The sequence below is a fragment of the uncultured Moraxella sp. genome (assembly GCF_945873075.1).
In the GTDB taxonomy this organism is placed as follows: Bacteria; Pseudomonadota; Gammaproteobacteria; order Pseudomonadales; family Moraxellaceae; genus Moraxella.
The window spans coordinates 119,824-141,646 of the sequence record NZ_CAMCBS010000003.1 but is presented as its reverse complement, the minus strand read 5'-3'; the positions used below and the strand labels follow the sequence as shown (position 1 = coordinate 141,646).

At 47.1% G+C, this 21,823-nt stretch carries 18 protein-coding genes; 13 read left to right on the top strand and 5 right to left on the bottom strand.

Annotated elements, in window-relative coordinates; all coding sequences use genetic code 11:
• On the bottom strand, positions 1-900 hold a 900-nt coding region (locus tag Q0N89_RS02060; protein WP_294033152.1), incomplete at its 3' end, for a LysR family transcriptional regulator.
• Positions 901-1,000: 100 nt separating this feature from the next.
• Between Q0N89_RS02060 and Q0N89_RS02055 the strand changes: the two genes are divergently transcribed.
• The 3 genes from Q0N89_RS02055 to Q0N89_RS02045 all read left to right on the top strand — a co-directional run bounded on the left by Q0N89_RS02055 (position 1,001) and on the right by Q0N89_RS02045 (position 2,589).
• The gene (locus tag Q0N89_RS02055; protein ID WP_294033151.1) at positions 1,001-1,390 is read left to right on the top strand and encodes a hypothetical protein; all 390 of its coding nucleotides are present in this window, start codon (positions 1,001-1,003) and stop codon (positions 1,388-1,390) included.
• 123 nt (positions 1,391-1,513) lie between these two features.
• Complete coding sequence (locus Q0N89_RS02050; RefSeq protein WP_294033150.1) at positions 1,514-1,849, top strand: hypothetical protein; 336 nt, start codon at positions 1,514-1,516, stop codon at positions 1,847-1,849.
• 398 nt (positions 1,850-2,247) lie between these two features.
• Entirely contained in the window at positions 2,248-2,589 is a 342-nt protein-coding gene (locus Q0N89_RS02045; protein WP_294033149.1) for a hypothetical protein, read from the top strand.
• 83 nt (positions 2,590-2,672) lie between these two features.
• Here the strand turns inward: Q0N89_RS02045 and Q0N89_RS02040 are convergent, their stop codons facing one another.
• Together Q0N89_RS02040 and gltB are read right to left on the bottom strand one after the other, a co-directional pair.
• Entirely contained in the window at positions 2,673-4,094 is a 1,422-nt protein-coding gene (locus Q0N89_RS02040; RefSeq protein ID WP_294033148.1) for an FAD-dependent oxidoreductase, read from the bottom strand.
• Positions 4,095-4,157: 63 nt separating this feature from the next.
• Positions 4,158-8,621, bottom strand: coding sequence for a glutamate synthase large subunit (gene gltB / locus Q0N89_RS02035; RefSeq protein WP_294033147.1), 4,464 nt, complete (start codon positions 8,619-8,621; stop codon positions 4,158-4,160).
• A 411-nt stretch (positions 8,622-9,032) separates the two neighbouring features.
• Here gltB and Q0N89_RS02030 point away from each other — a divergent pair, with 411 nt between their 5' ends.
• From Q0N89_RS02030 to Q0N89_RS01995, 8 genes are all read left to right on the top strand, one after another.
• On the top strand, positions 9,033-9,296 hold the full coding sequence (locus tag Q0N89_RS02030; RefSeq protein ID WP_294033146.1) for a succinate dehydrogenase assembly factor 2: 264 nt from the start codon (positions 9,033-9,035) through the stop codon (positions 9,294-9,296).
• Positions 9,297-9,320: 24 nt separating this feature from the next.
• A complete protein-coding gene (locus tag Q0N89_RS02025) occupies positions 9,321-9,890 on the top strand; it encodes a hypothetical protein (protein WP_294033145.1) in 570 nt (189 codons plus the stop codon).
• A gap of 111 nt (positions 9,891-10,001) precedes the next feature.
• The gene (locus Q0N89_RS02020) at positions 10,002-10,748 is read left to right on the top strand and encodes a YidB family protein (protein ID WP_294033144.1); all 747 of its coding nucleotides are present in this window, start codon (positions 10,002-10,004) and stop codon (positions 10,746-10,748) included.
• 252 nt (positions 10,749-11,000) lie between these two features.
• The gene (locus Q0N89_RS02015) at positions 11,001-11,675 is read left to right on the top strand and encodes an HAD family phosphatase (RefSeq protein WP_294033143.1); all 675 of its coding nucleotides are present in this window, start codon (positions 11,001-11,003) and stop codon (positions 11,673-11,675) included.
• Positions 11,676-11,754: 79 nt separating this feature from the next.
• Positions 11,755-12,850 (top strand): peptide chain release factor 2 gene (gene prfB / locus Q0N89_RS02010; RefSeq protein ID WP_294033142.1). Its coding sequence is split into 2 segments (ribosomal slippage): positions 11,755-11,826 and positions 11,828-12,850, totalling 1,095 coding nucleotides; the frame shifts between segments, so codons are not numbered across the junction.
• 339 nt (positions 12,851-13,189) lie between these two features.
• Entirely contained in the window at positions 13,190-14,269 is a 1,080-nt protein-coding gene (locus Q0N89_RS02005) for a factor H binding protein domain-containing protein (RefSeq protein WP_294033141.1), read from the top strand.
• A gap of 136 nt (positions 14,270-14,405) precedes the next feature.
• On the top strand, positions 14,406-15,284 hold the full coding sequence (locus Q0N89_RS02000; RefSeq protein WP_294033140.1) for a factor H binding protein domain-containing protein: 879 nt from the start codon (positions 14,406-14,408) through the stop codon (positions 15,282-15,284).
• 114 nt (positions 15,285-15,398) lie between these two features.
• On the top strand, positions 15,399-16,817 hold the full coding sequence (locus Q0N89_RS01995) for a surface lipoprotein assembly modifier (RefSeq protein WP_294033139.1): 1,419 nt from the start codon (positions 15,399-15,401) through the stop codon (positions 16,815-16,817).
• 82 nt (positions 16,818-16,899) lie between these two features.
• Here Q0N89_RS01995 and tgt read toward each other — a convergent pair whose 3' ends face one another.
• Together tgt and queA are read right to left on the bottom strand one after the other, a co-directional pair.
• Positions 16,900-18,063: a tRNA guanosine(34) transglycosylase Tgt gene (gene tgt / locus Q0N89_RS01990; protein ID WP_294033138.1), complete on the bottom strand. Its 1,164-nt coding sequence runs from the start codon at positions 18,061-18,063 to the stop codon at positions 16,900-16,902.
• Between the two features lie 134 nt (positions 18,064-18,197).
• Positions 18,198-19,271 carry a tRNA preQ1(34) S-adenosylmethionine ribosyltransferase-isomerase QueA gene (gene queA / locus Q0N89_RS01985; RefSeq protein WP_294033137.1) on the bottom strand — a complete coding sequence of 358 codons (1,074 nt, stop codon included), beginning with the start codon at positions 19,269-19,271 and terminating at the stop codon, positions 18,198-18,200.
• A gap of 176 nt (positions 19,272-19,447) precedes the next feature.
• Here queA and Q0N89_RS01980 point away from each other — a divergent pair, with 176 nt between their 5' ends.
• The gene (locus Q0N89_RS01980; RefSeq protein ID WP_294033136.1) at positions 19,448-20,686 is read left to right on the top strand and encodes an Mrp/NBP35 family ATP-binding protein; all 1,239 of its coding nucleotides are present in this window, start codon (positions 19,448-19,450) and stop codon (positions 20,684-20,686) included.
• Positions 20,687-20,720: 34 nt separating this feature from the next.
• Positions 20,721-21,794 (top strand): mechanosensitive ion channel family protein, encoded by a 1,074-nt coding sequence (locus Q0N89_RS01975; protein ID WP_367178544.1) that lies wholly within the window; start codon positions 20,721-20,723, stop codon positions 21,792-21,794.
• Positions 21,795-21,823 lie beyond the last annotated feature (29 nt).

Genomic DNA, 21,823 nt, shown 5'->3' with positions numbered 1-21,823 from the left:
CGTACTATCAAGCACCAACTGACAAAACGCCTGCACCGCATCATCATCCTGCCGTGACAGCAGGACAATAGCGGTGATGATAATCGGCTTGCCATCATCATCGGTCAGCGGGATAAAGCCGCTATCACCGGCAAAATTCGCTAAGCTTTCAGGCACGAGCGCCACAAGCTCACTACAGGCGACCATAGCGATTTGGGCGACAGCAGAGGTGGTCTCGGCATAGATTTTCGGCTCAAAGCCGACCGACTTACATGCACTGATGACTTCATCAAAGGACTTGGGGCTGACGAGCCGTTTATGCATCACAAAGCTTTCGTGCGCAAGCGCCGATAGCTTTAAAGTCTCTGCTTTGGCAAGTGGATGGGCTTTTGGCAGTACGGCGCACAGCGTGTCATTTTTGATGGGAATGCTACGAATGCCCGATGCTTGATGGCTATCAAGCGGTGCACGCACCAGCGCCACATCGATTTTGCCATCGGCAAGTAGGGCGGTCGCACCTGCGCTATTAATCTCTTGGACGATGATTTTGGTATCAGGATGTTGCTTGCCAAACTCATCGATGAGCCGTGGCAACATCTGCGTCATCGACTGCGTAATCGCACCCACACTGATGGTGTGATTGACACCTTTTAGCACATCATCAATTTCTTGTTGTAGCGTCATCATCTGCTGGACGAACAGCTGTGCCTTAGGCAGGATGCGTTGCCCTGTACTGGTCAGCTGTACGCCATTTTTTGAGCGGTGAAATAGCACCGTGCCCAGATTGGCTTCGAGCGTCTTGATATGCTCGGTCAACGGGGGCTGCGACATACCCAGTCGCTCGGCGGCACGCCCGATACTGCCTTCTTGGGCGACGACGGTGAATAGATACAGATGACGAATCAGACGAAAGTTAAGCATAGTTTTAGCCTATGGATGATAGCTTTTAAATATATTTTACCTATAAAAATAAAGCTTGTACACTACCCGCATCTTTTTTTATCACAGTGTGGAGTGACAGATGTTTGGTATCACTGATTTGACGGCTTATGTATTGACGGTGCTTGTGTTGATTGCGCTGCCGGGCCCAAATTCGATGTTTTGTTTTGGCACGGCATTGGCACATGGATTTACTAAGGCGAAATTTGCCATCATGGGGACTTTTCTTGGTAATGGCACGCTGATTGTGGCATCGGCATTTGTGGCGAGCGATACGGCAAATCCGATGATGAGCCTACTTGTGCTTGTGCTGATTTTCCAAAGTTGTAGCTTGATGTTTTTGCTGATACTCACCAAATGCTCAGGTCTGATTGGTCAAAAGCTGGGTCAATTTGTTTGGCTCAATCGAGTGAGGCAAACTGGTGCAGGGCTGATTTTCTTGGGCTTTGCGGTCAAGCTTGCGATGACGTGATGGTTGATAGATTTGATGGTTGTGTGAATTTAATTTTCAAACATTCCCGAGATAGAATATTATTAATTGATAATCATTATTGTTTGATATAAAATATCCATAATAATTTTCAGGGAAAAGTCTATGAAACTCACTAAGGAAACCCGCAAACAATTTCGCACCCAATATCAATGGCTGTATGCATTACCTAACGGTCTTTGTATTATGCTGTATTTCTATGGGCTTTGGCAGATAAGACAGTACCATGAGTTTGACCCACAGGGTGCATGGATGACGTGGGGGCAGTTTTTGGTGGTAGCTCTAGTGGCATTCCTGTTGAATCTTATAGTGGATGCCGTGCTTGGTCGATATGCGCATCAATGGGGTGATGTTACGCTCACCAAGATGAACCGATGGGCAAAGTATCTGTGGTGGCTGATGTTGATTGGTCTTGTCATGGGGTGGGTGTTTGTTGGCTGATATGATTAGTCCAGTAGGTGCATACCGTGCCCTTTCAAAAAAGATAATTAAATCAATGGTGTGTAGCCTACGCACTATTTAATAAAAAGTTCCAATTATATGATTTGATAATATGTTATATACAATAAAAACAAATAAAAAAATACAAATTAATAAAAGAAACACTTTACTACTTCTCATTTACAAGCTTTCTCATTATTCTTGCAAAAATCTTGTGATGTGTTAAGCAAGTGTGGGGTGTATATCATACGCCATCAAAAACCATTCAATCAACGGAACACGGTGTGTATCCTACGCACCGCATGACTTAGATTTAAAAGCATTCCCAATTCGCAAAGATATTGATAATCATTATTATCTGATATAAAATATCAAGAAAAATATTCAGGGAGAAAGTAATGAAACTCACTAAAGAGCGTCGAAAGCAATTTTTTAACCAATATCGATGGATTTATGCCTTGCCTAACGGTATCTGTTTGCTCTTGTTTATCTTTGGAAATCAGATGATTGCACAGCACTATGGATTTGACCGACAGGGCGCGTGGATGACTTGGGGGAAGTTTTTGGCAGTGGGGCTTGTGGTATGGTTGGCAGGTAGGGTGGTGGATGCCGTGCTTGGTCGATATGCGCATCAGTGGGGTGGTGCTATGCTCACCAAGATGAACCGATGGGCAAAGTATCTGTGGTGGTTGATGATGATTGGTCTTGTCATGGGGTGGGTGTTTGAATTAATTCGATGATTTGATTTATCCATTTTGAATGTGTAAACAAATAAGCATACCGATATTTATCGATATGCTTATTTTGGTTTATGCCTGATTTCTTAGACTTCCAGATAATCCAAGATGCCTTTGGCGGCTTCACGACCTTCCCAAATCGCAGTCACGACGAGATCTGAGCCACGCACCATATCACCACCGGCGAAGATTTTTGGGTTGGTGGTTTGGAATTTGTAGGTTTGTTTTTCGGGGGCGATGACACGGCCATCTTTGTGCATCTCGATGCCTTGGGTGGTGAACCACTCGGCAGGGCTTGGGCGAAAACCAAAGGCAAGCACCACCGCATCAGCAGGCAGAATTTCTTCAGAGCCTTCGACAATCACCGCACTACGGCGACCATTGGCATCAGGCTCGCCAAGCGTTGTGGTGACGACTTTGACGCCTGTGACTTTGCCATCTGTACCGACAATCTCAACAGGCTGACGGTTGAACAAGAAATTCACGCCTTCTTCACGAGCATTGGTCACTTCACGCTTTGAGCCCGGCATACTGTCTTCGTCACGGCGATAGGCGCAGGTGACGGATGCGGCTTGTTGGCGGATGCTGGTGCGGTTACAGTCCATTGCTGTATCACCACCACCGAGCACGACGACGTGTTTGCCTTTCATATCGACAAATGGCTCGGCATCACTTTGCCAGCCGTGACAGTGATTGACATTGCCAATCAAGAAATCCAGCGCATCATACACGCCGTCTAGGTCTTCACCAGCAAAGCCACCACGCATATAGGTATAAGTCCCCATACCCATAAACACCGCATCATACTGCGCTAGTAGCTCATCGATGGTGATGTCTTTGCCGATTTCGGTATTTAGGCGAAACTCGATGCCCATATCGGTGAAGATTTCACGGCGACGTACCATGACTTCTTTTTCCATCTTAAATTCAGGAATACCAAAAGTGAGCAGACCGCCAATCTCTGGACGCTTATCAAAGACCACAGGGCGAACGCCATGACGCACTAGGATGTCCGCACAGCCAAGACCTGCTGGGCCTGCGCCGATGACTGCCACACGCTTATCTGTCCAGACGACATTGCTCATATCAGGACGCCAGCCACGCTCAAAGGCGGTGTCGTTGATGTATTTTTCGATATTGCCGATGGTCACTGCGCCATAGCCGTCATTCAATGTACACGCACCTTCGCACAGGCGGTCTTGGGGGCAGACACGGCCACAGACTTCAGGCAGGGTGTTGGTCATGTGGCTAAGCTCGGCGGCTTGTTCGATGAGTCCTTCGGTGGCGAGCTTGAGCCAGTTTGGAATGTAGTTATGCACAGGGCATTTCCATTCGCAGTATGGGTTGCCACATTCTAGGCAGCGATGTGCCTGTTCGGTGGCGGATTTTTGGTCAAATGGCTTGTAGATTTCGATAAACTGCGTTTTGCGAGTTTCGATCGATTTTTTGCTTGGATCGGTGCGTGGTGTATCTAGAAACTGAAAATCATTATGTAAACGAGCTGTCATCATTATTCTCCTATGGGGCGCAGGTGGGGATGTCTGCCTGCGCCGAATATCTGAAAAAGTGGGTTATTGTGGGTCTGCCATCGTAGATTTGACCAAAGTGGCGATATTTGCCGCTTTTGGTTTTACCAAATAGAACTTACGAACATAATGTTCAAAGTCGCTTAGGATGGTCTGACCCCAGACACTGCCCGTTTTTTCGACGTGCGTTTCGATGATTTTACGCAGATAGATGCGATGCTCTTCGGTTTGTTCGCTTGAAATGCGGTGCAAATCGATGAGCTCATGGTTACAGCGGTCAAAGAAATCACCTTGAGTATCAAGCACATAAGCAAAGCCACCTGTCATACCAGCACCGAAGTTCAGACCGGTTGGGCCAAGTACAGTCACGACACCGCCAGTCATGTATTCACAGCAGTGATCGCCTGTGCCTTCGACGACAGCATGGCTGCCTGAGTTACGCACCGCAAAACGCTCGCCTGCAGTACCCGCTGCATACAGTGCACCGCCTGTTGCACCGTATAGACAGGTGTTACCGATGATAGCAGACTCGCTGGTCTTGATGTGTGCAGTGCGTGGTGGGTAGATGACGATTTCGCCACCTGCCATGCCTTTGCCCACATAGTCGTTAGCGTCGCCTTCAAGCTCAATGTGCAGACCGCCTGCATTCCATACGCCAAGCGACTGACCTGCTGTACCTGTCAGGTGTAGCTTGATTGGCTTATCGCTCATGCCTGTATTTCCCCAAGTGGCAGCAATCTCACCTGAGATGCGTGCACCGATAGAGCGGTCGCAGTTGCTGATGCGATAGCTGTATTCACCGCCGTAGCCTTTTTTGATATTGATATTCATATCGCTGACCATACGCTCGGCAAGCACGCCTTTGTCAAATGGCTCATTATTCGCCACTTGGCAAGTGTGCGGCGCACCTTCGGCTCGTGGGTGGCTGTACAGTAGCGGGGTGAGATCCAGATGATTTTGTTTGCTGGTTTCACCATCCAAGATGGCAAGCAAATCGGTGCGACCAACGAGCTCTTCAAGCGTACGCACGCCCAGTTTTGCCATCCAATGACGAGTTTCCATCGCCACAAATTTAAAGAAATTAATCAGCATATCCACTTCGCCGATATAGTGCTCTTCACGCAGATCAATACGCTGAGTGGCGACACCCGTTGGGCAGTTGTTCAAGTGGCAAATGCGTAGATATTTACAGCCGACAGCGAGCATCGGCGCTGTACCAAAGCCAAAGCTTTCTGCGCCTAGGATGGCAGCTTTGACCACATCCAGACCAGTTTTTAGACCGCCGTCTGTTTGGATACGCACCTTATCACGCAGACCATTGACACGCAGTGACTGATGCGCTTCGGCAAGCCCTAGCTCCCACGGTGAGCCTGCGTAGTGGATCGATGATAGTGGTGATGCTGCTGTACCGCCATCATAGCCTGAGATGGTGATGAGATCGGCATAAGCTTTGGCAACGCCTGTAGCAATCGTACCCACGCCAGGGCGAGAGACGAGCTTGACTGAGACTAGGGCGTTTGGATTGACTTGTTTTAAGTCAAAAATCAGTTGCGCCAAGTCTTCGATCGAGTAGATGTCATGGTGCGGTGGTGGCGAAATCAATGTCACACCCGGCACTGAGTAGCGCAGGCGAGCAATCAGCCCATTGACCTTACCGCCCGGTAGCTGACCACCTTCACCCGGTTTTGCACCTTGGGCGATTTTGATTTGTAGGACTTCAGCGCTGCGTAGATAAGCAGGCGTGACCCCGAAGCGACCCGATGCGATTTGTTTGATTTTTGAATTCTTGAGCGTGCCATAGCGGGCAGGATCTTCACCGCCTTCGCCTGAGTTTGAGCGACCGCCGATGGTGTTCATCGCCATCGCAATCGATTCGTGTGCTTCAGGTGATAGTGCACCAAGCGACATCCCTGCTGAGTCAAAGCGTGGCAAGATATGCTCAATGCCTTCGACTTCATCTAGGCTAATCTCGCCATCAGTTTTGAGCGCAAGTAGGTCACGGATGGTAGCGACAGGGCGGTTATTGACGATGTCGGCGTATTTTTGGTATTCGCTATAATTACCTGAGCGTACCGCAGCGTGTAGCGCACGCACCACATCAGGGTTGAATGCGTGATATTCTTTGTCAAAGACAAACTTAATCAAGCCACCTTTATCAATCGGTGTGCGACGGTTAAAGGCATTTTTGGCAAGGATGGCTTGGTCTTTGGCAAGGTCATCAAAAGTTGCGCCCTTGATACGGCTAGCCACGCCCACAAAGCACAGATCCACGATTTCTTCGGACAGACCCACCGCTTCAAACAGCTGAGCACCACGATATGACACGATGGTCGAGATACCCATTTTTGATAGGATTTTTAATAGACCCTTATCAAGGCTCTTGCGGAAATTGGCTCGAGCGGTTAAGGCATCGATTAGGATTTCGCCTGATGTGACCAAATGATCAATCACATCATAAGCTAGGTATGGATAAATACAGGTCGCACCAAAGCCAATCAGCACCGCTGCGTGGTGTGGATCACGCACAAGACCAGTTTCGATGACAAGGTTGGCATCAGCACGCAGACCTTCTTTGATCAGATAATGATGCACTGCACCTGTGACCAGCACCGCATTGGCAGGAACTTTGCCTTTTTTGATGGCTTTATCTGATAGGATAATGAGCGTAAAGCCTTTTTCGATGGCAGTTTTGACATCGCTGCAGATATTTTCGATGGCAGTTTTTAAATCCAGATTTTCATCATAGTTCAGATCAATGCGATAGCTCAAAAACGCAGGATCTTGGATGGCTTCAAGCTGTGCCATCTTGCTAGCCGATAGGATTGGCGATGATAGGATAATGCGGTGTGCATCTTTGGATGATGGATTAAAGACATTGGTTTCAGCACCAAGACAAGTCTGCAAGCTCATCACGATCGATTCACGCAGTGGGTCGATAGGTGGGTTGGTCACCTGAGCGAACTGCTGACGGAAAAAGTCTGCCACATGGCGAATCTGACGAGATAGCACCGCCATCGGGGTATCATCCCCCATTGAGCCGACGGCTTCTTGGGCGTTTTCGGCAGCAGGGCGGATGATTTCGGTACGCTCTTCGCTGGTGATGTGGAACATTTTTTGTAAGCTTGCTAGTGAATCAGCGTCTTTGGCTTCACTGCTTTGGGCTTTTTCGATGGCTTCGACATCACGGATACGCATGGCGTTCTCACGCAGCCATTTGCGATAAGGGTGCGCTTTTTTGAGAATCGTGGCGATGGTCTTGGTGTCCATGATCTGACCGCTGTGGGTGTCGATGACAAGCATCTGACCCGGGCCGATACGACCTTTGCCTGTGACATCTTCGGGGGCATAATCCCAAGTGCCGACTTCGGATGCGACCGTGATATAGCCATTTTTGGTGGTGACCCAGCGAGATGGACGCAGACCGTTGCGATCCAGCATACACACCGCATAGCGACCATCTTGGATGACTAGACCCGCTGGGCCATCCCACGCTTCCATGTGCTGTGAATAAAATTCATAAAACGCGCGCAAATCCATGTCCATGTTATCGACATTTTGCCAAGCAGGCGGTACTAGGATACTCATGGCGTGAAATAGACTCATACCACCGTTCATCAGCACTTCGAGCATATTATCTAGGCTGGATGAGTCCGAGCCTGTGGTGTTCACCAGTGGGGCAAGCTGTTGTAGGCTTGGCAGTTTGTCGGTCTTAAGCTTTGGTGTGCGAGCCACCGACCAGTTGCGGTTACCGGTGATGGTGTTGAGCTCACCATTATGCGCCAAGTAGCGAAACGGCTGCGCCAGTGGCCATTTTGGTAGAGTATTGGTCGAAAAACGCTGATGGAATACGACGATGTGTGACGCCAAGCGTTCATCTTGTAGATCCAAGAAGAAGTTTGGCAAATCAGCAGGCATCACAAGCCCTTTATAAATCACGGTTTGGCAGTTGAGCGCTGTGACATAAAATAGCTCATCGTGCGTCAGCTCGTTTTCGGTTTTTTTGCGAGCGACGAACAGCTTACGGTTAAAGACTTCAGCAGGCATATCGCTTGGCGCATTGACAAAGATTTGCTTAAAATCAGGCAAGCTTTCACGCGCGATATCACCGACGATGTCGAGATTGACAGGGACATCACGCCAGCCTGCGACTTCTAGCCCTTCGGCGGTGATGTAGTCATTAAATAGTGCCATGCTATGTTCGGCTTTGTCTTTATCAAGATTGACAAACACCGTACCCACCGCAAAATTATCCGACAATTTAAAGCCCAATTCTTTGGCAACAGACACAAAAAACGCTTCAGGCTTGGCAATCAAAAGACCACAACCATCGCCCGTGCGACCGTCAGCGGCAACACCACCACGGTGCGTCATACAGCTAAGAGAATGAATGGCAGTCTTGACAAGGTCGTGGCTTGGCATCCCTTCAACATGGGCAATCAATCCAAAACCGCAGTTGTCCGAAAAATCGTGCGGGGTCGCCAAATGGCTGGTAGTACTGATCATTGACATGGCTTATCCTTTTATAAATTTCCAAGCAAAGCTTGGGGAAATGGCTAGTGCGATCGATGGGCTGTAGCAGTGTTATTATGTGCCGTATCGGTCAATGGGGTCGGTAGTTGCTTATGTGCTTTCTGATATAGATAACAAAGTTTTGCAAACTCTTGGCATAATTTGAGGGAAAATGCCCGACCTTAGCTATGTTATACTTTTTTTGACAAAAAATCTAGATTTCATTTGATTTTTTTATACCTATATCAATTTTTATGATAAATAGACAAAGATTTAAAAATTATCGTGAAAAAACCAATGGTTATAAGCATGATAAATTATCGCTTTATGGTATTTTTTTCATCAAAATTTGTTATACTAATTGGATGATGAATTATTGATGATGATCTACTGATTTGTTAGGAGTATGACATGACCATCAGCCCAACCGATGCCCAAAGACGCATCATTTATCAAGCACGCCGTGGGCTAAAAGAACTGGATTTTTATATCGATCCCTATGTCAAGGCGCATTATCTGACGGCAGATAGCGATGAGCAGGCGGCGTTTGAGCGTCTATTGAAGTTCGAAGATCCTGATTTGCTACTGTTTTTCTTGGGTCAAGACAGCCCAAATGATGATGCGGTGAGTGCCTTAATCCAAAAAATGAAAACGCTCAAGCACGCCCAAGCCTAAGCCCAAATCTAAGCTTAAGCAATCGTGAAACCATCTGACAAAACCGCCATCACCCTTGATATCGCCATCATGCCTAGCCGTGTATCGCTTGGGCTGTGGCTGGGTGTGCAAGCGGTGGTTTGGCTGATTTGTTTGGCGGTGGGGATGGCGTGGTGGCAGTGGTTGATTTTGCTGTTGGTAAGCACGGCGACCACTTGGCATTATTATCGCACACGCCATGCCATCAGTCACATCAGCTGTACGCATTATGATGGCGTATGGCTAGTTGGCACATCGTCTGAGTCCAACAAGTACTTGTCACATCCATCACATCAGCCGATTAATCAATCAGCTAATCTTGCTACAAAACATCTATTTAATTCGCCCAACCTACCCAATCAGCCCAAGCTTTCAGCACCATCTAAGCCATTGATTTATCAAGCGTATCTCAATGATTGCCACTTGGTCAATCTTGGGCTGACACAGGTGATTGTGTTGCAGTTCTTCACCATTTTGCCAAAGAAATCTGGTCTGACTGTGGTGCTATTTGCCGACCAAATCACAGCGGATGAGTTTGCCAAGCTGTCCGCCTTAGCTCGCTGGGCGTATCGCTGAAGTTACAAAGCGTGCAGTCATCGCACAAATCATTACACAATTATCATAGAATTATCAAATCGCCATGCCGTATGATAGGCTAAGTTTATCATTTATTTATTGGGAAATCTTATGAGCCTATTACAAAGTATCGTCACTGAAGTCATCAAAAACGCCGCACAATCACAAACTACTAATCAAAACCAATCACAAGCAGGTCTAGGCGGTCTGCTTGGTGGCTTGGCAGGGGCAATGGGTCAAGGTCAATCAGCCAATCAAGGCATGGGCGGCGTGCTTGGCAATGTGCTGGGTTCGGTGCTAGCAGGTCAAAGCCAATCACAGCCACAGCAGTCGCAAGGCTCACAAGGCGCACAGGGCTTAGATGCGATTTTGGGCGGACTGCTTGGCGGTCAAAGCCAAAACACCAATGCCAGTGCTGGTGATTTGGGTAATATTTTAGGCAGTGTGCTTGGCGGTTCGACACAAGGCACGCAGTCAGGCGGTATCAATAAAAGTGCGCTGCTTGTTGCGCTATTGCCTGTGGTCTTGGCATTTATCCAAAAAAATGGCGGTCTGTCAGGCGTGCTTGGCAAATTTAGCAACAATGGCATGGGCAATCAAGCACAGTCATGGGTCAATATCGACACCGACAATGATGGTATCGATGCCAATGATGTCGCCAAATTGTTCGGCAATGATGAGATTAACCAAGTCTGCGCACAAACTGGCGCAAGCCAATCAGAAGTCTGTCAAGGTATCGCTGAGTTATTGCCACAAGTGGTTAATGATTTGACGCCACAAGGCAACCTAGACAACGAACAACAAGCCAATGACGAAATCTCACAAATTCTAGCGCAGATTAACGCCAGTAAGTTCTAAGTTGTAGATTGCCGAATAATCAGTTGAACAATCAGCTGTGTAATCAGCCAAATAACCATAAAGGCAGCCTTGATGGGCTGTCTTTTTTTTGTGCTTATGTGATGCTTATCATGCGTGATTGGTGCTGATTTTATTGACTACACTACCACCGCTTAACCAATCTGCACTGATTCACTCGCTTTGGTTGCAAGTCTTGCCAAGATTAGCGATAATGGCACATTAATTTTATAGATTTCATTATAAGGAAAACTCATGCCAAATCTTGCGTTATTTGACCTAGATATGACACTGCTCAATGTCGATAGCGACCACAGTTGGGGGCAGTTTATTGTCAATAAAGGGCTTGTCGATGCCAAAGTTTATGCTGATGCCAATGATAAATTTTATCAAGATTATATCGCAGGCACGCTTGATGCGGTGGAGTACAATGAGTTTGTGGCGGCATTTTTGCATACGCAGATGATGGCGGATTTGCACGCTTATCGTGAAGAGTATCTAAATACTTGGATTCGACCAAATATGCGCACCAAAGGCATTGAGCAAATCCAGTGGCACAAAGACGCAGGCGATGTCGTCGTGGTCATCAGTGCGACTAACGACTTTGTGGTCGTGCCGATTGCAGGGCTGTTTGGGGTGGATGCAGCACACACGCTTGCCACACGCCTTGAGATTATTGATAATCACTATACAGGTAAGGTCGCCGACCGTCCCAATTTCAAAGATGGCAAGATTTATCATCTGACGAATCTTATCAAGTTATATCAAGATAAGGGTGTGACTTTTGATAAGCTGATTGCTTATTCGGATTCCAAGAATGATTTACCCCTACTAAACTATGCTGATGAAGCGGTATGTATCACGCCGGATGCGATTTTACGCAGTGAAGCCGAAAAAAAAGGCTGGCGGATTGAAGATTGGTCGCTGTGATGGCATCATTTGTTTTGTTATGGCAAAATCACCTTAACATTGCTATAATAAGCGGTTTATTTATTTTATCGGAGTAATCATGGAAATCGCCATCTACCAAGAACAAATCAAAGACCTTGCTACTCGTGGCCAAGAACTTCGGGGGTATCTTTGACTTCGAAGGCAAAAAAGAGCGCCTAGAAGAAGTCAATCTTGAGCTTGAAAATCCAGAGCTTTGGAACAATCCTGAAATCGCCACCAAAATCAGCAAAGAAAAAAGCGTACTCGATGGCATCATCGGTGTTATCGAAGGGCTAGATGCTAGCCTAGAAGATGCATCAGCGATGCTAGAGCTGGCTGTCGAAGCCGATGATGAGAGCTTGCTCGTTGATGTGCAGGCTGAGCTCGATACGGCGCGTGCCAAGGTCGAAGATTTGGAATTTAAGCGGATGTTCAGCGGTGAGATGGATGCCAATAACTGCTATCTGGACATCCAAGCAGGCTCGGGTGGTACAGAAGCGCAAGACTGGTCGCAGATGCTGCTGCGTATGTATCTGCGCTGGTGTGAGAGTCACGGCTTTAAGGCGGATGTGATGGAAGTGTCTGAAGGTGGCGTGGCAGGTATTAAGTCAGCAACCATCCATGTCAAGGGCGATTATGCCTTTGGTTGGCTACGCACGGAGATTGGCGTGCATCGCTTGGTGCGTAAGTCGCCATTTGATAGTAATAATGGTCGCCATACATCTTTTGCTGCGGTGTTTGTGTCGCCTGAGATTGATGATAATGTCGAGATTGACATCAATCCTGCTGACCTGCGTATCGACACCTATCGCTCAAGCGGTGCAGGCGGTCAGCACGTGAACACCACTGACTCTGCGGTGCGTATCACCCACCAACCGACAGGGGTGGTCGTGGCGTGTCAGAACGAACGCTCACAGCACGCCAACAAAGACACAGCGATGAAGATGCTACGAGCCAAGCTGTATGAGCTAGAAATGCAAAAACGCATGGAAAAACAACAAGCGCTCGAAGACAGCAAATCAGACATCGGCTGGGGTAGCCAAATCCGCTCGTATGTACTGGATGACTCTCGTATCAAAGACCTTCGCACGGGCGTTGAGACATCGAACACAGGTGCGGTGCTTGATGGCGATTTGGATAAATTTATCGAAGCAAGCCTAAAAGCAGGGCTGTGATTATCAGTCCTGTGCAGGTATTTAAAATCACTCATCGATGGATGGGTGATTTTTTTTGAGTGTAAAGAATTGTAACTACTTTGAAACATTTACTTGCAATTTTATTAGAAATCCGCCAAAATAAAAATACTTGTTAGGGGGGGGGGCAGCGCGTCTCTTTTGCTTAATTTTTGAGCATTTTATTAAATTTTTATAAATCATCGGATGGTTTTTTATAAATTTAATTAATCAATCAAAAATTTCGATGCGTTAACTCTTCTAACATGGTAAATCAGTTCTGATTTATCTTTAGATGATTTTGCTCCCCTTTAATTCGTCCCCAAAACATGGAGTAAAATCATGTCGTTTTACAAAGTTTCTGCACTGTCTGTGCTAGCGATTTCATTGGCTGCGTGTAGCTCAAGTGGTGATAAGACCGATAGCCAACCTACCACCACCATCCCATCTGCCACGACTGGTACAACGGGTAGCACCAATGCTGGTAGTACAACTAATACTGGTAATACTGGCACAACCACCCCAACCACCCCTGCACCAACCACCCTAGCGACGCCTGTAACACAGCCAACTGTGCTTGTTCCTGCGCCAACAGCACCGACTGGCAAGGCGTTAGAAGCAGCAAATAAGGCGAAAACTTTATCAGTACCAAGCATTCAAGGGCAAAGTATTATTCGCCCAGTAAATCTAGACCCAAATCGTACTACGGCTTATACTGCGGCAGATAAGCTAGCTAGAACAGGTGATGCGGTGATTGCATCAACCAAATTCAAACCTGGATTTAGTACCACTGAGCGTCAATACGATGTAATTCTTGGGGAGGGTCTGGATAATTATCATATCCGTGGTACTGAGCGTGTGTATAATCAAAATTATTCGATTGTCTATGGTAATTTGTATGATATTGCTGAACACACATATCACCCAAATTTGCGTTATGAAAATGGTAGTTTCAAGGTCAATAATAAATTTAGCATCGGGGGGATTTTTACCGTGGATGAAGTTGCGGGGCAGGCAACTGAAGCTAGTCAAATGCCAACGCTAGGTAAAGCAACTTATCTTGGCGATGCCTTTAGTGGCAAGAGCAATGGCAGATTTGAATATGCTGTTGATTTTGGAACTCGCAAAGGTAGTGGTAAAATTAGTGGGTTAAGTGAAGTTTCTGGTGATTTGATTTTAAATACTTCAGACATCAAGGCGGCGACAGGCGGTATCGGAGCGAAGCAAAGCGTCTCAGGTGATGTGGCGTACAGTAACTCAAAAATTGGCACTTATAGCTTGGGATTCTATGGACCAAAAGCAGAAGAAGTGGCTGGTCGCTTAGAAGCATCAGAAACATGGCCGTTTTATAAGGGTTATAAAAATAGCTCAAAAAATATCGAAATCGGCTTTGGTGGTACTCGTGGAGCTATCACCAAATAAGCCAACTCTAGTGCAAACAAAAGCCGTCCTAAAGATGGCTTTTGTTTGAATAATTATCAAGATTGAATAAATATGGCAATGATTGCCAAATCATGATATGCTATGGTTGGTTCAACGATGATATTTAGGAGAGATTATGAATCGTTCGGGTTTGGTGACTGGTGTTGTCGCTGTGGCGATGGCGTTATCAGCGTGTAGCAGTAAGGGTGATAGTACTTCATCAGGATTTGGCGTCAGCTCAAGCGTCGTTGAAGCGAATAAAGTCATCGTCCTACCGAATGTCAATGGTTGGGATGTGCCTTATGCTGCTTACCATAAAGATACTCAAAATAATGATGTTGATGGCGCCTATTTTCGTGGCGATGAAGCGTCGTTGTTTCATGCTGGTGTAGCCACGCAAACTGAAGACTTAGCCAAAGGCTATCATGAAATCCAAAAAAATTATGATGTGGCTAATTTTGATGGCTATAGTTACCGTGTGCGTGGCAGTGAGCGTATTTATAATCAGCCGTATTCGATCATCTATGGCCGTCAGCATAATGAAGTCACCGCCAAATCCAATGCTAGTCTATCGTCGCCAACGCTACAATTGGCAAAAAACCAGTTTAATATCGACCAGATTGTCGGCTATGACACACCATCATCACAGATGCCAACGAGTGGTACAGCAGTGTATCGCGGCAAGGCATTTAGCGGTTATGGCGGTACAGGCGAGTTGCGTTATGAAGTGAACTTTGACAATCGTCGTGGCGAAGGTCGTATCACAGGTATCGCCGATACGGGTACGATTGAGCTGAATCGTGGCTATATCGGTGATGTTAAGCTAGGTGCCAAGACGATGCGTGGTATCGAGTCATCAGCCTATGCAGGCGGTTATAGTGGCAATTATCAGCTTGGATTCTTTGGGCCAAATGCCGAGGAAGTTGCTGGTCGTGTGACGCTAAGCGGCAGTCAAGCCGGTATCTATACCAATGGCAAAGGTCAGGCGGAGATTGGCTTTGGCGGTCAGCGCTGAACCTACTACGATTATATCGCCGATTTCATTCGTCTTGATACAATCAATCATTAAAAACCAATTAACTCTCGCAAGTTGATTGGTTTTTTAAAAAATATACAATAGGATAAGACGATGAATTATCAACAACTAATGGCGGCTTCAGTGATGCTGATAAGTGCCAAAGCACTAGCATCTGATGGCGTCATCGAAGTCCCATCACAAGCAGTACGAGCCGCTGTACCGTTTGAGCAGGTGGATTGGGCGGTGATGCCAACACCGCTTGAGACGGTAAATATTGCATCCATCGAGCGAGATGTGCCGATGGGTCAAACCGACGAAGAGCTGATTACTTATTTGATGGTCAATCAGCAGTGGGATGAGCTTGCCAAAGCTTTGGTAGCATATCAACAAAAAAGCAATCACGATCCTGTACTGTACGACTATGCGATGGGGGCGATGCTACGCTCACAAGCCAAGCACAACCAAGCCATCAAGCATTACGAAAAAATTACCCAAGACCCTGCGCTGATTTTCCCGAAGTTTGATCTGGCAGTGATGTATTTTGAAAATAAACAATATCGTGATGCCAAGCGCGCCTTTGAAGCCATCAAGCCATCACTGCCTGCGCCGATGCAGGCGATTAGCGAGCAGTATTTATCTGCCATCAAGAAAATAGAACGAGCTAAGCCAAGCTTTGGGCTGAATATTGAACAAAATGACAATGTGAATAACGCATCATCCTTGCGTGAATTTGACATCGGTGGAATGACATTTATCTTTGATGAAGAATCTCAGCCTAAATCCGCTACAGGACTGCGCTATAATATCGGCATTGATGATGAGCATAATGTCACAGGCAGGCATCATCTGTATGCTTCGGCAGGGATGGATGGGATTTATTATCCGAGCGAACGAGATTATGATGAGTTATCTCTGCGTGGTGAGCTTGGCTATCGCTATAAAACCATTAAGTCCACCGTTGGCATCACACCTTTTATCGCCCAAGACTGGCTTGGCGGGGATCAGTACCAACAGCAGTGGGGTATTGGCGCTAGTGCCACGCATCGCATGAGTGCCAATTGGCAGCTGACAGTGAACGCCACACACAGCCAAAAACGCTACGATGATCATGACATCAGCAAGCGATATGATGGCCATGCCAATGAAGGTCTTGTAATGGCGTTGTATCAGCCGACTGACCAGTGGCTATACTATGTCGGGATGGAAGCTCGACACGAACGCCTGCAAGATGTCTCTGAGTCATCGAATCGACAAGGCTTGCGACTTGGCATGGGTTATTATGGTAAAGACATGGGCGTGCGTGCGATGCTACGACATGCCAAGCGAGAGTTTTTAGCACCGAATTTTTGGTATGGCAAAGTCAGACACGATACCGAGTCGCAGTTTATCGGTACGGTATGGCATAATAAGCTCAATTACAAGGGCTTTGTGCCTAAGCTGAATTATCGTCATCAGCATACCGATAGCAATTTGGATCTGTACGACAGACGAAGTGGTGCTTGGTTTGTCACAGTGGATAAAATGTTTTAATCCAAGCAAAAAAACAAAAAATCGCCAAAACGCTGTGATGACACTGTGATGGCGATTTTTTGTCACGGGTAATTATGGGTAATTATAGCCCATGCGCATCCTTGTCGTATTCAGGCACTGCCATGCCCCAATTGGCATAAAACTCAGCCACAAACTCATCAAAGCGGTTCTCTTCGATGGCTTTGCGGATATCTGCCATCAGTCGCTGATAGTAGCGTAGGTTGTGGATAGTGGCAAGCTGTGCTGATAGCATTTCTTTGCACTTGTGTAGATGGTACAGATACGCACGGCTAAAATTCTGACAGGTGTAGCAGTCGCAATGCTCATCAAGTGGCGCAAGATCGTTGCGATATTGGCTATTTTTGATGCGGACGATGCCTTTGTTTTCGCTATTGCCCGTGACAAAATAATGTCCATTACGAGCATTACGAGTCGGCATCACGCAGTCAAACATATCCACGCCACGACGCACCGCTTCAACGATATCAGCAGGCTTGCCCACACCCATCAGATAGCGCGGCTTGTCGCTTGGCATGGCATTGGGTAGGTAGTTGAGCACGCCGATCATCTCTTCTTTGGGCTCGCCGACCGACAGACCGCCGATGGCATAGCCGTCAAATGGCATCTCAAGCAAGCCTTTGAGCGATTGTGCGCGCAGATCCTTATACATACTGCCTTGGATGATGCCAAATAGGGCGTTTTTGTTGCCCAGTCGCTGATGTTCATCGATACAGCGCTGTCCCCAGCGTAGCGATAGCTCAAGCGATTTTTGGGCGTCGCTGTGCGTGGCAGGATAAGGCGTGCACTCATCGAACTGCATGACGATGTCAGAGTTGAGATCGTTTTGGATTTGCATTGATGTTTCAGGGCTCAAAAACACCTTTGCGCCATCGACAGGCGAGCGAAATGCCACACCTTCTTCGCTAATTTTACGCATTGCACCTAGGCTAAACACCTGAAAGCCGCCCGAGTCGGTCAAAATCGGCTTATCCCAATTGATGAACTTGTGCAGACCGCCAAATTCACGAATCACATCCATCCCCGGGCGCAGCCACAGATGAAAGGTATTGCCAAGAATGATATCAGCGCCGATGCCATGAATATCACGGGGTAGCATCCCTTTGACCGTGCCATAAGTGCCCACCGGCATAAATGCAGGGGTCTGTACATCGCCATGTGCCAGATGTACTGTGCCACGGCGTGCGTGATTGTTACCGCCATCGGTATTGTGTAGGGTAAATTTCATAAATTTCTCTAACTAATTGATTTGATTTCAATCTCATGCACGATTTGGCTGATTTGAAATCCATAAAAAATGATACGGTTAAATAAGCTTGTCAATTCATCAAATGAATTAAACAAAAAGATTAAATAAATAACTTAATCAAATTTTTCCAAAAACATCGCATCGCCATAGCTAAAAAAGCGATAACCATGATCAATGGCGTGCTGATAGGCTTGTTTGATGTGATCGGTGCCGGCAAAGGCAGAAACGAGCATCAGCAAGGTTGATTTTGGTAAATGAAAATTGGTCACCAAACAATCCACTACCCCAAAGCGATACGGCGGATAAATAAAGATATTGGTATCGCCAGCATATTCGACAAGCTTATCATCAATGCGGTGCAAATAAGCGGTCTCAAGCGTGCGAGTGACCGTCGTGCCGACAGCGATGATGCGACCGCCATCAGCTTTAGTTTGGTTGATGAGCTCGGCAGTCTCTTTGGGTAGGTGTGCATATTCTGAATGCATGATGTGATCACGCACATCATCAGCCTTGACAGGGGCAAAAGTCCCTGCACCGACATTGAGTGTCACAAAAGCTGTTTTTACCCCTTTTTGTTTTAGCTTAGCTAATAACTCATCATCAAAATGTAAGCTTGCCGTCGGTGCAGCGACACTGCCTGTCTTGGCAGGATCATGAAACACCGTCTGATAACGCTCATCATCCATCTCATCGGCATCACGCTCAAAATACGGCGGAATTGGCATCTGACCATAGCGATCCAAATCTGCCAAAATCGGCGCATCAAAAGCTAGAATGAATAGATTCTCTTCACGGCCGAGCACGGTTGCGCCCATCTTGCCATCAGCAAGGCTGAGCGTCTGTCCTGCCTTTGGTGAGCGGCTTGAGCGCACATGACACAGCGCACGGTGGGGCACTTGACCATCTTCATCGGGCAGTAGGCGTTCGACCAGCACTTCGACAGCACCGCCTGTGGCTTTTTGTCCGTGCAGGCGAGCTTTCATGACTTTGGTGTCATTGAGCACCAACAAATCATTTGCCGATAACAGCTCTGCCAAATCGGTAAACTGCTTATCAGCAATCACACCATCTGCCATGTGTAGCAGTCGTGAACCACTACGCGCATCAAGCGGATGGCGTGCGATGAGTGCTTCGGGCAAGTCATAATCATAATCACTGATAAGGACGGGTTGGTCGGTGTGGCTCATGATGCTATTCTTAAACAAAAACGCTTATTTTATCAAAAATCTGCCATTTACTCTAGGGATAGTTTGCTTGTGTCAGTGCCAAAATTCATCATTTTTGTTGTGATTTGTGCTAAAATTGGCAACAACTGTCAAATCTTGAGTAATTTTCTCGGGATTATCCGAGTAATCAGGTGATTATGTTTAATTTGTTTAAAAAGAAAAAATCAAAAAACGAACAAGTGCAAGCCGTGCTTGATGCCAAGACACTCTACGGTCAGCCGTTTATGAATTTTGTGGTGGATCAGACGCTAGACGGTGATGTCTTGACGATGAATATGCGTATTGGCATGAGCGATGACACTGCCGAGCTTGAGCGTGAATATCATGACCTGCAGCAGACGCTGTATCCGATGGGTGTGACCGAAGTGAATATCAATGTGTCGATTGCCGAGCAAAGTATCGCCACTGCCAAAGATGCGCCTAAGCCGTTTGATAAGCCATCTACTGGTTTAGCTGCCCAATCAGCCAATGAGTCGCCAAAATCATCCGTCGTGCAGTCGTATCAGCCACAGGCAGACACTATCCCAACTCAGTCAGCCGATGATGCCAAGCCTGCCAAGTCCGCGCCCAAGCAAAGCGAGCTTGCTGCTCATCCACGTATCACGCACATTGTGGTCGTCGCATCAGGTAAGGGCGGTGTAGGCAAATCCACGACGACGGTGAATCTAGCATTGGCACTACAAAAGCTTGGCAAAAAGGTTGGCGTACTGGATGCAGACATCTATGGCCCGTCAATCCCTGCGATGCTCGGCGTGGCAGGCATTAAGCCACAAGTGGAGCATGATCAGTTTGTGCCGATTGATGCTAATGGACTTGCAGTGCTATCGATTGGCAATCTTATCGACTCGGACGATACGCCTGTGGCATGGCGTGGCATCAAGGCGACGGGCGCACTGATGCAACTGTATAATCAGACCAACTGGCCGACGCTTGACTATCTACTTATCGATATGCCACCGGGGACGGGGGATATTCAGCTGACATTGGCACAGCGTATCCCTGTCACGGGGGCGGTGATTGTGACCACGCCACAGCATATTGCGCTACTTGATGCCAAAAAAGGCATTGAGATGTTTAATAAAACCAGTATCCCAGTGCTTGGTATCGTGGAGAATATGGCGCTACATACCTGTAGCCAATGCGGTCATACCGAAGCTATTTTTGGGAGTGGCGGTGGTGATGCGATGGCGACAAGCTATGGCGTGCCACTGCTTGGGCAATTACCGCTCGATGCATCCATCCGTGCATCGATGGATAAAGGTGAGCCACAAGCACTGCAACAAGCACATCTAGGACAGCATTATCTGAATATCGCTAGCAAAGTAGATGCGGCGATTGACCAATATGCCAAAAAACCGACCGGTAGGTTTTTTTAATTCATCAATCACATAAAAACATCATGGGGGAGATATGAGCGAAGCAACCAAGTCAGAAACGGTGTCTGATGCCGTCGTGGAGCAAGCAGTGGAGCAGACCACCCAAAAGGTCGCCGAAGCTGCTGATAATGCACAGCAAGCCGCCGAAGCTGCCAAAGAAGTCGCTGTCCATGCCGCTGAAGTGACCAAAACAACGCTTGAGCACGGTACGAATGATGCCTTGCAATTTCTAGGCATACCGATTGATATTGCAACATTGACGCAGATGGCGATTGATATGTCAGGCAAGCTTGTGCTTGCGTTGTTGATTTTCTTTGTGGGTAAATGGATTGGTAAGCGTATCGTCAATATCGCCAAACGCCTGATGGCTCGCAGTCGCATGGATAATACGGCGGCGAATTTTTTGGGTAATCTCTTGTACGGCATTATGCTTGTGGCGGTAATTTTGGCGGCGCTCAATAAGCTTGGCGTGAATACCAATTCATTCGTTGCTATCTTGGGTGCAGCAGGTGTGGCAATCGGTGTCTCGCTCAAAGACCAGTTGTCAAACCTAGCCGCAGGCGTGCTGATTGTGATTTTTCGTCCATTTAGTCGTGGTGATGTGGTGGAAGTCGGTGGCAAGACAGGTACGGTGCTTGATATTACACTGGTGAATACTCGTATCAGAACGGCTAACAACCATGAAATCATCATCCCAAATGGCGATATCATGACATCATCAAGCACCAATTTTTCGTCACTGCCGACTCGCCGTGTCGATATCGCTGTGGGTATCAGCTATGATGCTGATATTCACACGGCTCGAGAAGTCTTGGTACAGCGGGCAAGCTTACATCCAAAAGTACTAACAGAGCCTGCGCCATCGGTGATTGTGACGGCGCTTGGTGAAAGTTCGGTGGACTTATTGCTTAGAGTGTGGGCGAATAATGAAGATTGGTTCGAAGTGCAATGTGATTTGCTTGAAGCATCCAAATATGCCCTAGATGAAGCTGGCATCGGCATCCCTTATCCAAACCGCACGGTACAGATCGAAGGCTTGGAGAAATTGGCGCAGCTGCTTGACCATAAAGATGATCATATATCAAACACTAAGCCATCAGATGTGTGATTGCTCTTAATGCCAAACCCAACAGTGAT